Origin of the sequence: Mycobacterium sp. NBC_00419 (genome assembly GCF_036023875.1) — a bacterium.
Classification (GTDB): Bacteria; Actinomycetota; Actinomycetes; order Mycobacteriales; family Mycobacteriaceae; genus Mycobacterium.
Genome location: NZ_CP107931.1, coordinates 545,377 through 560,999 on the forward strand (window position 1 = coordinate 545,377; position 15,623 = coordinate 560,999).

Consider the following 15,623-nt stretch of genomic DNA (forward strand, 5'->3'; position numbering starts at 1 on the left):
GGGTACCGGTGAGGGTCTAAAGTCACATCGCCCCAATCGTTCACCTGACCGCAACCTGACCTCACTAGCGTCGCGGGCATGCCTGCCGAAACCGACCAGCTGGAGTGCCTGCAGCGCGATATCGATGCGCTGCTCGACCGGCTGGCGGATGCAGAAGCCCGATGGCTTCCGTGGATAGCTCCGGTTACTCCTGGAAATCACTGCAGTGCAATCAATCTCGTTCACTATTGGGCGATGCGACAGCACGATCTGCAGGACGTGCAGCACCAGCTGGCCGAGCTGGGTCTGTCGTCGCTCGGGCGCAGCGAAGCCCACGTGCAGGCCACGCTGCGGTCGGTGTCGGCCGCAATCTCGGCGATGCGGGGCCACGGCTGGCACCCGCCCGGTGCGGCGACCGTCAGCGCCACCGACGGCGCGAACCTGCTTGCCCGCAATGCCGACGACCTGCTCGGTCCGGCCGCCGAAGACCGCGCCGCACGCATCATGGTCACCCTGCCGTCCGAAGCGGCCGGCGACGCGCGACTGGTTCGCACGCTGATCGACTCCGGGATGCGGATCGCCCGGATCAACTGCGCGCACGATGACGAAACCGCTTGGAAGACAATGGCTGCCAACGTCAGATCCGCGGCCGCCGCCGCCGGCCGGCCGTGCCTGATCGCGATGGACCTCGCCGGGCCCAAGCTGCGGACCGGCCCACTGGCGGGTGGCCCGCAGGTGGTCCGGCTGCACCCCAGCCGCAATGCCCGCGGCCAGGTCGTCGCGGCCGCGCGAGGCTGGCTGACCTCGGCGCAGCGCCCGGCTCGCGCACCCGAGCCCGATCTGGCCGTCCTGCCGGTCGACCCGCAGTGGTTGAGCCGCCGCGTCGAAGGCGAGGAACTGGTACTGCACGACACTCGCGGGTCCAAACGACGGCTGTTGGTCGCGGCCGCGGCCCCGGGAGGTTTCGTCGTCACCACCGAGAAGACGACGTATCTGGAGTCAGGGACGGTGCTTTCCGGCGGGCAGGAGCGAAGCGACCCGGGGAAAGGAAGCGGCGGGCAGGAGCGGGGGAAGAAATCCGGCAAGGAGCGAACCGCGGTCGGTCCGCTGCCGGTGGCCGAGCAGAGCATCGGCCTGACCGCCGGCGACGTCATCCGCCTGACCCGGGACTGTGCCCCCGTCGCCGCCGACGAGGAACCGCCCCGCATCGGCTGCACGTTGCCGGAGTTGTTCGACAGCGCCGAAGTCGGCGAGCGAATCTTCTTCGACGACGGCAAGATCGGCGGTGAGGTGTCGGCGATCGGGCCCGATAGCATCGACGTCCGGATCGACCATCCGCCGTATGGCACCGCGAAACTGCACGCGGGCAAGGGCATCAACGCCCCCGACGCCGATCTGACCGTGTCGGCCTTGACCGACAAGGACCTGGCCGACCTGGCCACGGTGGTCGCCGTCGCCGACATCGTCCAGTTCTCGTTCGTCCGCGAGCCCGCCGACGTCATCCGCCTGTTCGACGAACTGGCGCGGCTCGGCGACACCGAACTGGGAGTGGTGCTCAAGATCGAGACCCGGCTCGCGTTCGAACATCTACCGCAACTGATGCTGACCGCGATGCGGCGCAACCGGGTCGGGGTGATGATCGCCCGCGGCGATCTGGCAGTGGAGTGCGGCTACGAGCGGATGGCCGAAGTCCAGGAGGAGACGCTGTGTCTGTGCGAGGCGGCGCACCTGCCGGTCATCTGGGCGACCCAGGTCCTCGAGCAACTGGCCAAGACGGGGCTGCCGTCGCGGGCCGAGATCAGTGATGCCGCAATGGCTGAGCGAGCCGAATGCGTGATGCTGAACAAGGGCCCCTATATCAGCGACGCCGTCGTCACCCTCGACGACATCCTCGGCCGGATGGCCGGCCACGAGTACAAGAAGAATTCGCTGCTGCGCACTCTGCACTCCTGGTCGGGCGCGGGGCTGTAGTCACAGCACGCCCGGGGCGGGGTCGTGGCCGAGCTGGTGGGCCAGTGCGTCACCGACGGTGTGGTGGCGGAACCGGTGTCCGAGCGCGTGGAGCTTCGTCGGCAGCACCCGCTGGTTGGCCTCGGCCAGTTCCCGCGCGCCCTGCTCACCGAGCAACACCCGCGGGCCGATCGACGGGACGGGCAGCAGCGCCGGCCGGTGCAGGGTCTTGGCGAGCACCGCGGTGTATTCGCTGTTGCGCACCGGGTCGGGCCCGACGGCGTTGACCGGTCCGGACAGCCGGTCGTCGTAGAGCGCGCGGTAGTACACGTCGAGCAGGTCGTCGATGCCGATCCATGACAGCCACTGCCGGCCACTGCCCAAACGGCCGCCCAACCCCGCGGCGAACAGCGGGCGCAGCAGCCGCAGGGTGCCGCCGGAGGCGGACTGCACGATGCCGGTGCGCACCACAACGGTGCGGATACCCGCGTCGGCGGCCGGGGCGGTGGCCGCTTCCCAGTCCGCGACCACATCGGCAAGGAATCCCTCGCCGCGGGCGCTGTCCTCGCACAGCAGCGCGTCGCCGCGGTCGTATCCGTAGATGCCGACCGCCGACGCGCTGACGAAGGCGCGCAGCGAACCGCCGGACTCGGCGGCCAGCGCGGCCAGCCTGCGGGTGGGCTCGATGCGGGAATCGCGGATTGCCGCCCGATGCTTGTCGGTGAATCGCCCGGCGATCGACTCGCCGGCCAGGTGGACGACGGCGTCGACGCCGTCGAGCAGATCTTTCGCGGGATTACTTGGGTCCCAACGCCGTTCATCCGAGTTTTGCGGGTCCCGCCGAACCAGGCGAATCACCCGGTGCCCGCCGGTGGACAGGAACGCCGCCAGCGCCGTGCCGACCAGACCGGAGGATCCGGTCATCGCGAACGTCAGGCCACCCGCGCCGGCCTGGGCCGCATCGCGATGTGCGGCCAGGTCCTCGGCCAGTTGCCGGTGGCGATAGGCGAAGGTGGAGCGCAGGGCCGCACCGGGCACGGTGGTGTCGACCTCGTCGTGAACTCTGGTGGTGCCGTCACCGGCGTCGCTGAACCGATGGGTGTGTCGCCACCAGCCGATGGCCCTCGGCGGCAGGGTCATCAACCCGTCCGAGGACAGCACGTCGCGGAACTGATGTGGCGGGTCGTAACCGGTCGGGTCGTGGCGGGCGATCCAGCGCAGCCCCGCGGGCAATCCCAGGATGGCCACGCCGTCGGCAAGCGAACTGGTTTCGGCGACCACACGCATCGGCTGCCACGGAGGAACCAGTCTGCGCATCGCACCGGGCCGGGTGTGCCAGGCGAACACCTCGTCGAGCGGATGGTCGACGATGCTCGCGTATTCAATACCCACGTGTGACATTCGAAGCTGCGGGCCCGGCGGATTGCCCCGAGGTCAGCGGCGTTCGGCGTCCTCGGGGTTTTCCGGCTCGTCGACGGGGTCGGCGGGGTCGGCCTCGTCGACGGGGTGGACGGCGGCCTCTTCGGCTGCTTCCGGCAGTTCGGGCTCGTCGTCGCTGGGCGTATCGGACTCAGGATCCTCGGAGACCACCTCGTCGGGGTGCTGCTCTTCGGACAGCTCGTCGGCCGGGTAGTCGGCGTCGAACGTCGAGTACGTCGACTCGACGACATCCTCGTCGGAATAGGCGATCGCCGGCTCGTCGGCAGGCTCCGGCTCGGGTGCCGCGACGTCGGAGGCACCGTGCTGACGTTCGCGGATCGCGTCGACGATCAGCAGGATGACGCCCAGCACGCTGGCCGCGATGCACACCCACGCGACGACTTCATTGCTGGTGACGACCGCGGTGACCAGGGCCGCGAGGCCGACCACCGCCAGTACCAGCGCAACGATCAGCATCGATCAACCTCCGGCAGCCAGATCAAGGTTGGATTCGGACACGTGGCCCGACGGACCGGCCCGACGGAAGGCTTAGTTGTTTCCCCGGTTGAACTGGTTGAACCCGCCACCATCGGTGGCTGCGCCGGAATCGACCGGAGCTGCAGATCCACGCTGGCCCAACTCCTCCAGCTGCGACTCGAGGTAGGTCTTGAGCCGGGTGCGGTACTCGCGCTCGAAGGTGCGCAGCTGCTCGAGCCGGCCCTCCAGGACGGTCCGCTGCTGGTTGATGGTGCCCATGATCTCCGAGTGCTTACGCTCGGCGTCGGCCTGCAGTGCGTCGGCCTTCTCCTGGGCCTGCCGCAGCTGGGTCTCGGAGCGGGTCTGCGCGTCGGTGAGCATCGCCTCGGAGCGCTGCTTGGCATCGGCCACGGTGGTCTCGGCGGTGTGCCGGGCCTCCGACAGGATCTGGTCGGCGTTGGCCCGCGCGTCGGCGAGCAGCTTGTCGGCCTCGGCCTTGGCGGTCCCGGTCAGCCGGTCCGCGGTGTCCTGAGCCAGGCTCAGCACGCGGGCGGCCTTGATGGCCTGCGCCTCGGTGACCGACGGTGACGGCGCCGGAGCGGGTGCGGCCTGCACAACGGGCGCCGGGGCAGGCTCCGGTTCCGGTTCGGGCTGGTAGAGCGGGATCGCCTGGGGGGGCTGCGGGACGGCGCCGCCGGCGCGGGCCGAGGCCAGCTCCTGATCGAGCTCACTGACCCGCTGACGCAGATCAGAGTTCTCCTCGATCAGCCGAGTGAGCTCGTTCTCCACCAGGTCGAGAAACGCGTCGACCTCGTCCTCGTTATAACCGCGCTTGCCGATGGGTGGCTTGCTGAATGCCACATTGTGCACGTCGGCCGGTGTAAGTGGCATTGCCTGCCCCCTCGAGTCTGGACGGTCGAACCGATGTCAAAGTGTAGAACGCGTCTCGCGTTCATCGTGCCGTACTGTAACTGGCGTCCATCCTGTCACACCAGAACCGCCGGTTGCGCCCGAGACTAATAATTAAGAGCGAATTTCAAAGTTTTAGTACCCCGCGGCTCGGCGTGGCTAACCGGATTCATCCGGCTGGTGAGGTAAAGCGCCCAACCCCGTCAGGCTGCAGCGGCCGCCGCGTTGAAGGCCAATTGCATTCCGATGAATGCGACCAGCAGCAGCACCATGATCGACAGGTCGAAACGCACCGCACCGATCGTCAACTGCGGAATCAGTCGCCGGAGCAGTTTCACCGGCGGGTCGGTGACCGTCATGATCGCCTCGAGGACGACAACCGTGAGACCGCGCGGCTGCCAGTCCCTGGCGAACGACCGAATGAACTCCACCACGACCCGGGCGATGAGCAGCAGCCAGAAGACGAACAGCGCGAAACCCAGGATTTCGAAGAACAGCGCCAACTAAAGCCGGTCCTTAACTAACAGCGAATGTGACATTGCCGACATCGCTGGCATGTCTCCAGCGTGACGCAGCCAGCCTACCTACTCGGCGTGGGAGCCGCCGGGCCGGCAACAGGTGCCGGCCCCCGTTTCACTGGTAGCTGTAGAAACCGGCTTCGGCGATGCGGCGGCGCTCCTCGGCGGAGACGTCGACATCGGCCGGGGAGAGCAGGAAGACCTTGGTGGCGACCTTGTCGAACGATCCGCGCAGCGCGAAGGCCAGACCGGCGGCGAAGTCCACCAGGCGCTTGGCATCAGCGTTGTCCATCGAAACCAGGTCCATGATCACCGGCTGGCCGTCACGGAAACGCTCGCCGATGGTGCGGGCCTCGCTGTAATCCTTGGGGCGCAGGGTGGTGATCTTCGACATCGGGCTGCCGGCCTCGAAGAGTTCGGCCATCCGGCGAGGGTCCATCGCCAGTGCGCCGCGAGTGGATCCGCGCAGGGATCCGAAGCGAGAGGGCCGGGCCATGTCGTCGAACTCCCGCGGGCGGAAGCGCGGCTCTTCGGCGTAGCTGCGGAACCCACCGGTGGCCGGTGCGTCGTACTCGCCGCGCGGGTCCTCGTACTCTCGGCCCGCACGCGGATCACGGTCGTCGTAGCGACCGGTGCGCTCGTAGCCGTCCTCGGCGAACCGCTCACCGCGACGGGGATATCCGCCGCGGGCGGCGCCGCGGTCGTCGTCGTCGTAGTACTCGTCGTCGTAATCGTCCATCGGGGCCATCCCGAAGTAGGCCTTGACCTTGTGGAGAGTGCTCATCGCTGGACCCTTCTTGAGCGTGAAGTTCGGTGTCTGTGATGAAGATGTGACTGGAGTGACTACTCAGGGAGACGTTAGAGGACGATTTCCCATAAGCGCTGTACCGACACGCACACACGTTGATCCGTGTCGCACTGCAGCTTCCAGATCGCCCGACATGCCCGCCGACAACTCGGTGGCCTGCGGATGGCGGCGCACCACACGCTGGTGTTCGGCGGCCAGCGCCGAGAAGGCGGCGTCGGGATCGGCGCCCAGCGGCGGGATCGCCATCAGCCCGACCAGCTTCAGTCCCTGGGCGTCGGCGATCAGGTCGCACATCGCGTCGACTTCGGCCGGATCACCGAGATCGACGCCACCGCGCGCCGTGTCGCCATCGAGGCTGATCTGCAGGAAGACCCGTACCGGCGTGGACCGCACCCCGTCGGCGATGGCCTGCTGCACACCGCGATCCAGCGCGGCGGCGACCTTGGCGGTGGACAGTGAATGGACCGTATCCGCCCATAGCGCAATGTTTTTGGCCTTGTTGCGCTGGATCTGGCCGACCATGTGCCAGTGCAGGTCGCGCGCCCCGGTCGCACTCTGCACCTCGGCGATCTTGGCCGAGGCCTCCTGCTCGCGGGATTCGCCGAAGGCGCGGCACCCCAGGCGCACGAGGATCTCGACGTCGGTGGCCGGGAAGAACTTGGTGATCGGCAGCAGCTCGATGTCGGCGGCGTCCCGGCCCGCCGCGTGCGCGGCCGCGGCCAGCCTGTCGCGCAGCCCGGTCAGCGCCGCGGCGAGTTCGGATTCGCGATCGCTCATTCCATCCACACCAGGCAGGCGAGCCGGCCCGTCGGGGCGCCGCGGCGATGGCTGAACAAGTTCTTGTCTGCGACGGTGCAGCGCGGGTCGACGTCGATGGACTTGACCCCGGCGTCGCGCAGCTGCCGGGCGATACCAGCCCGCAGGTCCAGGCCGGCGGTCCCACGCGCTGTTCGGGTGCGGCTGCCGGGCAGCCGGGCCTCGACATCGGCGGCCATCTGTTCGGGCACCTCATAGTTGGCGCCGCTGACGGCGGGCCCGAGCAGAACGGAGATGTCGTCGGTGCGGGCGCCCGCGGCCAGCATGGCCTCGAGGGTGCGCAGCACGACACCGTCGGCGGCTCCGACCCGTCCGGCGTGCGCTCCGGCGACGACGCCGGCGCGGGCGTCGGCCAGCAGCACCGGCACACAGTCGGCGGTCACCACCGCCAGCGCGAGCCCGGGCGTGACCGTCAGCAGCGCATCGGTGTCCGGCACCGGGTCGGTTCGGGGTCCGGTGACGATTTCAACGTGGTCGCCGTGAACCTGGTTCATCCACACCACATGGTCTGGGGGCAATCCGACCGCACGGGCCAGTCGTGCGCGGTTGGCCGCCACTGCCGCGGGATCGTCACCGACATGGTCACCGAGATTGAAGGCGTCGAACGGCGGCTTGGACACCCCGCCGGCCCGGGTGGTGGTCACGCGGCGAATCCGAACAGTCACAGAACCCAGTATCGGCTGCGGCGCAGGGACGGCGTCAGTGCCGCATGAACGGCGGCACGTCGACGTCGTCATCGGCGATGCCGCCGTCGTCGCCGCCAATGCTGACCGTCGCACCATTGGTGTGCACCGGCACGCTCACCGCGTCGATCGGATCGAACAGCGACGAGCTGAGCTTTCCTGCGGCACCCGCAGCGATGGTGGAGGCCGATCCGACCACCGGCTTGCGGCTGGGTCCGGCGGCGTCGAAGCCGGCGGCGATAACCGTCACCCGGACCTCGTCGCCCAGCGAGTCGTCGATCACGGTGCCGAAGATGATGTTCGCGTCGACGTGGGCGGCGTCCTGGACCAGCGAGGCGGCCTCGTTGATCTCGAAGAGCCCCAGGTCGCTGCCGCCGGCGATCGACATCAGCACGCCCTGGGCGCCTTCCATCGAGGCTTCCAGCAGCGGGGAGTTGATGGCGATCTCGGCAGCCTTGAGCGCGCGACCGTCGCCGCGAGCCGAACCGATACCCATCAACGCGGTGCCCGCCCCGCTCATGATGCCCTTGACGTCGGCGAAGTCGACGTTGATCAGGCCCGGGGTGGTGATCAGGTCAGTAATGCCCTGCACGCCGTTGAGCAGCACCTCGTCGGCGCTGCGGAAGGCGTCCATCAGGGAGACCTGGGCATCGCCCATCTGCAGCAGCCGGTCGTTGGGGATGACGATCAGGGTGTCGCAGCTCTCGCGCAGCGCCTGGATGCCGGCCTCGGCCTGGTTCGACCGACGCTTGCCCTCGAAGGAGAACGGCCGGGTGACCACGCCGACGGTCAGCGCACCGAGCTTGCGGGCGATGGTGGCCACCACCGGCGCGCCGCCGGTGCCGGTGCCGCCGCCCTCGCCTGCGGTCACGAAGACCATGTCGGCGCCGCGCAGCAGCTCTTCGATCTCGTCCTTGGCGTCTTCGGCGGCCTTGCGGCCCACCTCGGGATCGGCGCCGGCACCGAGACCGCGGGTGGAGTCACGGCCGACGTCGAGCTTGACGTCGGCGTCGCTCATCAACAGCGCCTGGGCGTCGGTGTTGATGGCGATGAACTCGACACCCTTGAGTCCTTGCTCGATCATCCGGTTGACGGCGTTGACGCCGCCGCCGCCGATGCCAACGACCTTGATGACGGCGAGGTAGTTATGCGGAGGGGTCATCGTGTCCCGTCTTCCTCCCTGGTGGGCTTGGGTGGCTCGGCCTCTCGGCAAACCCTCAACCTCAACCTCAGGCTTAGAGTTATGTCAAGTAGATCCGCGCAACCAGAACGATATGGACGGTCCCCGCGGGATTGGGGAGGCGCGCCGACGTGTCGCAGGCGAATTTGACGCGACGTCGATCACGCGCCGCCAGACCTACTTGACGGTCGGCAGATCCGGGCTCGAGACGTCATAGGTGCGACCCGGTTGGGTCAGCAGCGCCGCCAGCTTCTCGGCCTTCTCCGCGGTGCGGTCGGTGGTTCCCCACACCACGGTCCGCCCGTCGGTCAGCGTCAGGGTCACCGATGCGACCGACGGGGCGGCGACCCGGCTGACCTGACCCACCACCTCCGGGCTCAGCGCCGTCATGACCTCCAGGGCCGCCAGCGTCGGCGCGTCCTTGGGTCCGGGGTTGTCGACGTCGATGTAGGCCAGGCCGGGCGGCGGCGGCGCGGTCGCGAAGTCCACCCCGTCCTTGTCGAACAGGTGCGGGCCGTCCGGATAGTCCTTCACCACGATCGGAACCCGCTCCACGATCGTGATCCGCAGGGTCGACGGATACTCGCGCTGCACCCGGGCGCTGGCCACCCGGCGAATCTCGGCGACCCGGTCGGCCACCGTGTCAGTGTTGATCTGCAACAGCGGCGTTCCGAGCTGGACCTTCGCGGCGTCAACGACCTCCTCGCGGGTCACCGCACCGATCCCGGTCACCACCAGCGAGCGCGCCGACATCAGCGGGGTGAAGTACAGGATCAGGCCGAGCCCGACGCCGAGCACGCTCAACAGGATCAGCCACACCAGCAGCCGCAGCCCGCGAACCGTCCCGCGGCCCAACTGTTTCGGCGCCTCGTCGTGCTGGCTGCGGACCCGGCGCTTGGCCTCCCGCCGGGCCTCCTCGATCGCCATCGCCCTGGTCTGCGCCGCGCGCCGCTCCTCGCGCTCCCGGCGGGCCTTACGCCGCGGGCCCTCGAAGTCGGCCTCGTCGGCCTCGTCGGGCTGCTCGCCGTCCTCGGCGTCCGGCGTCTCGGACTCGGGTGCCTCGGCCTCGGCTTCGTCGAGATCGACGTTCTGCACGTCCGCACTCGGACTTTCCCGCTCAGACGTCGGTTCGGGCGGGTCGGCGGGTTCCGGCGGATCCGGCTCGGTCACCGGGCCTCCCGGCTGGCCTTGTCCTGGATCGCGGCAATGATCTCCGGACCCAGCATCGTCACGTCGCCGGCACCCATGGTGACCACGACGTCGCCACTGCCCACCGACGCCGCCACCCGTGCGGCGACCGCGGAGAAATCCGCCACGTAATGCACCGGCACGCTGACGTGCTCGGCCACCGTGGCGCCACTGATACCGGCCATCGGCTGCTCGCGGGCGGCGTAGACGTCGAGCACGAACACCTCGTCGGCGATGCCCAGCGCTTCTCCGAACTCTCGCGCGAAAGTCTTTGTGCGCGAATACAAGTGGGGTTGGAACACGACGATACTGCGGGCTCCGGTGACGGTCGGGTGGCCGGTGCGGTCCTGGCGCGCGATCGCGCGTAGTGCGGTTAGCGCGGCGCGCACCTCGGTCGGGTGATGGGCATAGTCGTCGAACACCTTGACCCCGCCCGCCACGCCGACGAGCTCGAAACGCCTACGCACACCTTCGAATCCGGCTAATCCGTCGAGCACCTCGTCGACCGGGGCACCCACCTCGAGCGCCGCGAGCAGCGCGGCGAGCGCGTTGAGTGCCATGTGCCTGCCCGGCACCGCCAGGCGCATCACCCGCTGGTGGGACTCCCCCGCCAGCTGAACGTGGGCCACCGCTCCGGTCCCGTGCTGCTCCCAGTCGACCAGTGCGCCGGCCAGCCCGTCACCGGGCCCGCTGCCGTAGCGCAGCACCCGCACACCGCAGGCGGCGCTGCGGTCGGCCAACTCGGCCGCACCGGGATCGTCCGCGCAGATGACCAGCGCACCACCGGGAGCCAGCCGCTGCACGAACGCGTCGAACACTGCGCTGTAGGCCTCCGCGGTGCCGAAGAAATCCAGATGGTCGGCCTCGACATTGGTCACCACCGCCACATTCGGGGTGTATTCGAGCAACGAGCCGTCGCTCTCGTCGGCCTCGGCGACGAAGCAGTCACCACTTCCGTTGTGCGCGTTGGTCCCCGCCTCGCCGAGGTCACCGCCGACCGCGAACGACGGATCCATCCCGGCATGCTGCAGCGCGACGATGAGCATCGAGGTGGTGGTGGTCTTACCGTGCGTGCCGGTCACCATCAACGTTCGCTGACCGGCCATCAGCTTGGCCAGCACCACCGGGCGCAGGATCACCGGGATACCGCGCCTGGCGGCCTCGACCAGCTCCGGGTTCGTCTTCGGGATCGCGGCGTGGGTGGTGACCACCGCGGTGGGACCGCCGGGCAGCAGGTCCAGGTTCGCCGCATCGTGGCCGATGCTGATCTGCGCGCCGCGGGCCCGCAGGGCGACGACACCGCGCGATTCCTTGGCGTCCGAACCCGACACCATTCCCCCGCGGTCGAGCAGAATCCGCGCGATACCCGACATGCCGGCACCGCCGATGCCGACCATGTGTACCCGCGCAAGCTCCGGCGGCAGCGTCTTGGCGGCGCTCATCGGGTGCCCCCGCGGTGCGCCCTGGCCACTTCCAGTGCCACCTCGGCGACCCGGCGTGCCGCGTCGCGATGGCCGACCTGCGCGGCGGCGGCAGTCATGACGTGCAACCGGGCGGTGTCGGTGAGCAGACCCACGACCTCGCCTGCGATGAAGTCTTCGGTGAGGTCGCTGTCGGCGACCAGAAGCCCGCCACCGGCATTGACCACCGGCAACGCGTTGAGCCGCTGCTCACCGTTGCCGATCGGCAGCGGAACGTAGACCGCGGGCAGCCCGACGGCCGAGACCTCGGCGACGGTCATCGCCCCAGAGCGGCAGATCGCCAGGTCGGCGGCGGCATAGGCCAGGTTCATCTCGTTGAGGTAGGGCACCGCGACGTAGGGCGGGTCGCCGGGCTCCGGGGTTCGCAGTTCTAGGGTGTTCTTCGGGCCGTGGGCGTGCAGCACGGAGATGCCCGCCGCGGCCAAGTCCGCCGCGGCGCCGCTGACCGCGCGGTTGATCGATGCCGCGCCCTGCGAGCCGCCGAACACCAGCAACACCACGGCATCCTCGGCGAACCCGAAGTGGGCGCGTGCCGCGGTCCGCAATGCCGCGCGGTCCAGGTCGGTGATCGAGGCGCGCACCGGCATGCCCACCACCTCGGCGCCCGCCAGGCCGGAGTCCGGCACCGCGGCCAGCACCCGGCGTGCGGTGCGCGCGCCGACCCGGTTGGCCACGCCGGCTCTGGCGTTGGCCTCGTGCACCACGACGGGGACCCGCCGCCTGCGCAACGGCCCGCCGCGCGCGGCGAGGTAGGCCGGCACCGCCACATATCCGCCGAACCCGATCACCACGTCAGCGGCGACATCGTCGAGGACCGCGCGGGTTTCCTTGACGGCGCGGCGCACCCGCAGCGGCAGCCGCAGCAGATCGCCGTTGACCTTGCGTGGCAGCGGGACAGGGGTGATGAGTTCGAGGTGGTAGCCGCGCTCGGGTACCAGCCGGGTCTCCAAGCCGCGGGCGGTGCCCAGGGCGGTGATGCGAACGTTCGGGTCCAGCGCCTTGAGCGCGTCGGCGACTGCCATGGCCGGTTCGACGTGACCTGCGGTGCCGCCGCCGGCCAGGACGACCGAGACCGATGCGCCGCGCTCACTACTCACCCGTAACGCTGACCTTCCAATGTGCGGGACCGCCGTGGCCGGCCGGCTCCGTCGTTGCCGTTTCGCTGCGCCCCGCGTTGCGAAGCATCACCATGATGCCCTGAGCCCCGGGTGCGCCGTTCAGGCGTCCTCGTTTTGGCGGGCGGCTCGGCGCGGCCACGGGTGGGCTTCTTCGCCGGTTTTCCGGCCTTGGCCGGTGTGGCTGGTTTGGCGGATCTAGCGGGTCTGGCGCCGGCCGGCTTGGTGCGCAGCCGGTCGCGCAGCGCCTCCACCCGGGTCGGCACATACGGCTCGGGCATCGGCAACCGCAGCAGCCGGTTCATCCGGTCATCGCGGCCCGCCCGTAGCGCGGCCACCGCCTCGGGTTCGTGGCGTGCCGCGTTGGCCATCAGTCCGATCATGAACAGCGTTGTCGCCGTTGATGTTCCGCCAGCAGAAATCAGCGGCAGCTGAATGCCGGTGACGGGAAGCAGGCCGATCACATAGCCGACGTTGATGAATACCTGGCCGATCACCCACATGGTGGCGGCGGCGGTCAGCAGCCGCAGGAACGGATCGGCCGACCGCCGGGCGATCCGCATCCCGGTGTAGGCGAACAGACCGAACAGGGCCAGTAGGCCGAAGGCGCCGACGAAGCCCAGTTCCTCGCCGATGATCGCGAAGATGAAGTCATTGTGGGCGTTGGGCAGGTAGTTCCACTTCGCCGTGCCCTGCCCGAGGCCGTCGCCGAACACCCCGCCGTTGGCGAGCGCGAACTTGGCCTGGCGGGCCTGATATCCCGAGCCCTGGGCGTCGGCGGCGGGGTCCAGCCAAGATCTCACCCGATCGGATCGGTAGCCCGCGGACACCGCGAGCACCGCCGCAGCCCCCACCGCTGCCAGCACCGAGGTGAGGAACACCTTCAGCGGCAGACCGGCGAACCACAGCAGGGCGAGCAGGATGATGCCCAGTGACACGGTCTGGCCGAGGTCGGGCTGGGCGACGATCAGCGCGAGCGCGATCACCGCGGCGGGGATCAGCGGCACCAGCATCTCGCGCAGCGACGCCCGCTCCATCCGCCGGGTGGCCAGCAGGTGTGCACCCCAGATCGCGAACGCGATCTTGGCGAGTTCGGAGGGCTGCATCGAGATACCGGCGATGATGAACCAGCCCCGGGTGCCGTTGGATTCGTGGCCGATCCCCGGGATCAGCACGAGCACCAGCATGACGATGGTGCTCGCGAAGGCGAAGAACGACGTTCGGCGCAGGAAGTTCACCGGCAGCCGCAGCGCGATCCAGCAGGCGAACAGCCCCAGTACCGTCCAGATGACCTGACGGAAGAAGATCGACCAGGGTGAGCCGTCCTCGTCGTAGGAGTGCACACCGGATGCCGAGAGCACCATCGTCAGCCCGAGGATGACCAGCAGCGCGGTGACCGAGACGATCAGGTGAAATGACGTCATGGGCCGGCCCAGCCAGGCGCCGAACGTCTTGGACGGCACGAAGCGGAACTTCGCCGGAGCGTCGGCGGTAGCGACCGCGACGGCGCCGGTGGTGGCCTCGCCGGCTTCCGGCGCCGTGGTGTCGCCCTCGGCGGGCGCGGGCACGTCGGTGCCGTCGGCGGTGCCCTTGGCACCCCGACGCCGCAACCGGGTCAGGATGTTGTCAGCCATGGCCGCTACCGGGCCGCGGCACGGACGGCGGCGGCGAACGCGTCCCCGCGATCGCCGTAGCCGGCGAACTGATCGAACGATGCACCGGCGGGGGCCAGCAGCACCGTGTCACCTGGTCGGGCCAGGCTGGCGGCAGCGGCGACGACTTCGGTCATCACCCGTGCGCCGAGACCTGATCCGGCAGCGTCGACCAATCGAGTCCCAAGAGCAACATCTGACTCATTAGTCCCTTGCACCACAGCATCCTCCCGCGTCACAACCTCGATGACGGGGACATCGGGTGCGTGTCGCGATAACGCGTCGGCAACCACCGCGCGGTCGCGACCGATCAACACGGCGCCGACCAGCCGGTCTGCCACCCGGGTGACCATGTCGTCGACCGAGGCGCCCTTGAGCAGGCCGCCGGCCACCCAGACCACCCGCGGATAGGCCAGCACCGAGGCCTGGGCCGCGTGCGGGTTGGTGGCTTTGGAGTCGTCGACGTAGCTCACGCCGTCGACGACACCGACCGCCTCGGCGCGGTGGCGGCCCACCCGGAAGCCGGCCAGCGCCTCGGCGATCGCCGAGGCCGGCACGTCGACCGCGCGAGCCAGCGCCGCGGCGCCCAGCGCGTCGAGCACCCCGACTGGTCCGGCCACCGGGATCGACGCGGCGGGTGCCAGCACCAGATCCTCGGCGAACGCGCGGTCGACGAGCAGCCCGTCGCGCACCCCGAGCTCCCCCGCGGCCGGCTCGCCGAGCCGGAATCCGGCCTTGACGGCGGCAGCGGCGGCGGGCAGCAGCGCGGTGGCCGGCGCGTCGTCGAGCCCGACGACGGCCACCCGGCCCTGCAGCGCCCTGGCCTTGGCGGCGGCGTAGGCGGCGAAACCGCCGTGCCAGTCGAGATGGTCCTCGGCGATGTTGAGCACCGCACCGGCCTCCGGGCGCAGTGTCGGCGCCCAGAACAGCTGGAAGCTGGACAACTCGACCGCCAGCAGATCGGCGGGCTGCGACAGGACGTCGAGCACCGGATCACCGATGTTGCCGCACAGCACCGCGCGCCGGCCGTCGGCGATCAGCATCGCGTGCAGCATCGAGGTGGTGGTGGTCTTGCCGTTGGTGCCGGTGACCACCAGCCAGCGCCGGGGCGGTCCGTAGTGGCCCGCGGCGTCCAGGCGCCACGCGAGCTCGACGTCGCCCCAGATCGGGACACCCGCGCCGGCCGCGGCGGCCAGCACCGGGGCAGTCGGCGGGAACCCGGGGCTGGTGACCACCAGGTCGACGGTGTCGATTGCGGCTATCGCCGCCGGCGGCTCGATGGTGTTGATCCCGTTGGCGGCCAAGATGTTCAGCGCGTCGGCGTTGTCGTCACAGACCACGATGTGGACATCCCAGGACGCCAGCGCGGCCACCACCGCGCGTCCGGTGATCCCGGCTCCGGTGACCAGTACCCGGGCACCGGGGGCCAGCGGTTCCAGGCCGGTCAC

14 protein-coding genes are annotated in these 15,623 nt (G+C 69.6%); 1 reads left to right on the plus strand and 13 read right to left on the minus strand.

The window, feature by feature from the left end:
* Positions 1-78 precede the first annotated feature (78 nt).
* Entirely contained in the window at positions 79-1,950 is a 1,872-nt protein-coding gene (locus OG976_RS02635; RefSeq protein WP_328357498.1) for a pyruvate kinase, read from the plus strand.
* On the opposite strand, the gene OG976_RS02640 is transcribed toward OG976_RS02635, so the two are convergent.
* From OG976_RS02640 to murD, 13 genes are all read right to left on the minus strand, one after another.
* On the minus strand, positions 1,951-3,321 hold the full coding sequence (locus OG976_RS02640; RefSeq protein WP_328357501.1) for a TIGR01777 family oxidoreductase: 1,371 nt from the start codon (positions 3,319-3,321) through the stop codon (positions 1,951-1,953).
* A gap of 42 nt (positions 3,322-3,363) precedes the next feature.
* A complete protein-coding gene (locus tag OG976_RS02645) occupies positions 3,364-3,825 on the minus strand; it encodes a phage holin family protein (protein WP_328357504.1) in 462 nt (153 codons plus the stop codon).
* Between the two features lie 72 nt (positions 3,826-3,897).
* Entirely contained in the window at positions 3,898-4,716 is an 819-nt protein-coding gene (wag31, locus tag OG976_RS02650) for a DivIVA-like cell division protein Wag31 (RefSeq protein WP_328357507.1), read from the minus strand.
* Between the two features lie 221 nt (positions 4,717-4,937).
* Positions 4,938-5,237, minus strand: coding sequence for a YggT family protein (locus OG976_RS02655; RefSeq protein ID WP_328357510.1), 300 nt, complete (start codon positions 5,235-5,237; stop codon positions 4,938-4,940).
* Between the two features lie 130 nt (positions 5,238-5,367).
* Positions 5,368-6,036 (minus strand): cell division protein SepF, encoded by a 669-nt coding sequence (locus tag OG976_RS02660; protein ID WP_328357513.1) that lies wholly within the window; start codon positions 6,034-6,036, stop codon positions 5,368-5,370.
* A 63-nt stretch (positions 6,037-6,099) separates the two neighbouring features.
* Entirely contained in the window at positions 6,100-6,837 is a 738-nt protein-coding gene (locus OG976_RS02665; protein WP_328357515.1) for a YggS family pyridoxal phosphate-dependent enzyme, read from the minus strand.
* Positions 6,834-7,541: a peptidoglycan editing factor PgeF gene (gene pgeF / locus OG976_RS02670; RefSeq protein ID WP_328357517.1), complete on the minus strand. Its 708-nt coding sequence runs from the start codon at positions 7,539-7,541 to the stop codon at positions 6,834-6,836. Before pgeF ends, OG976_RS02665 begins: the two co-directional genes overlap by 4 nt.
* Before the next feature lie 34 nt (positions 7,542-7,575).
* Positions 7,576-8,721: a cell division protein FtsZ gene (ftsZ, locus tag OG976_RS02675; RefSeq protein WP_328357520.1), complete on the minus strand. Its 1,146-nt coding sequence runs from the start codon at positions 8,719-8,721 to the stop codon at positions 7,576-7,578.
* 195 nt (positions 8,722-8,916) lie between these two features.
* Positions 8,917-9,909 (minus strand): cell division protein FtsQ/DivIB, encoded by a 993-nt coding sequence (locus tag OG976_RS02680; protein WP_442930408.1) that lies wholly within the window; start codon positions 9,907-9,909, stop codon positions 8,917-8,919.
* Positions 9,906-11,369 (minus strand): UDP-N-acetylmuramate--L-alanine ligase, encoded by a 1,464-nt coding sequence (murC, locus tag OG976_RS02685; RefSeq protein WP_328357523.1) that lies wholly within the window; start codon positions 11,367-11,369, stop codon positions 9,906-9,908. Before murC ends, OG976_RS02680 begins: the two co-directional genes overlap by 4 nt.
* Positions 11,366-12,526 (minus strand): undecaprenyldiphospho-muramoylpentapeptide beta-N-acetylglucosaminyltransferase, encoded by a 1,161-nt coding sequence (gene murG / locus OG976_RS02690; protein ID WP_442930490.1) that lies wholly within the window; start codon positions 12,524-12,526, stop codon positions 11,366-11,368. Before murG ends, murC begins: the two co-directional genes overlap by 4 nt.
* Positions 12,502-14,157, minus strand: a complete 1,656-nt coding sequence (gene ftsW, locus OG976_RS02695; RefSeq protein ID WP_328357529.1) for a putative lipid II flippase FtsW — start codon at positions 14,155-14,157, stop codon at positions 12,502-12,504. The genes murG and ftsW overlap by 25 nt, the downstream gene beginning before the upstream one ends.
* Before the next feature lie 5 nt (positions 14,158-14,162).
* Entirely contained in the window at positions 14,163-15,623 is a 1,461-nt protein-coding gene (gene murD / locus OG976_RS02700; RefSeq protein WP_328357532.1) for a UDP-N-acetylmuramoyl-L-alanine--D-glutamate ligase, read from the minus strand.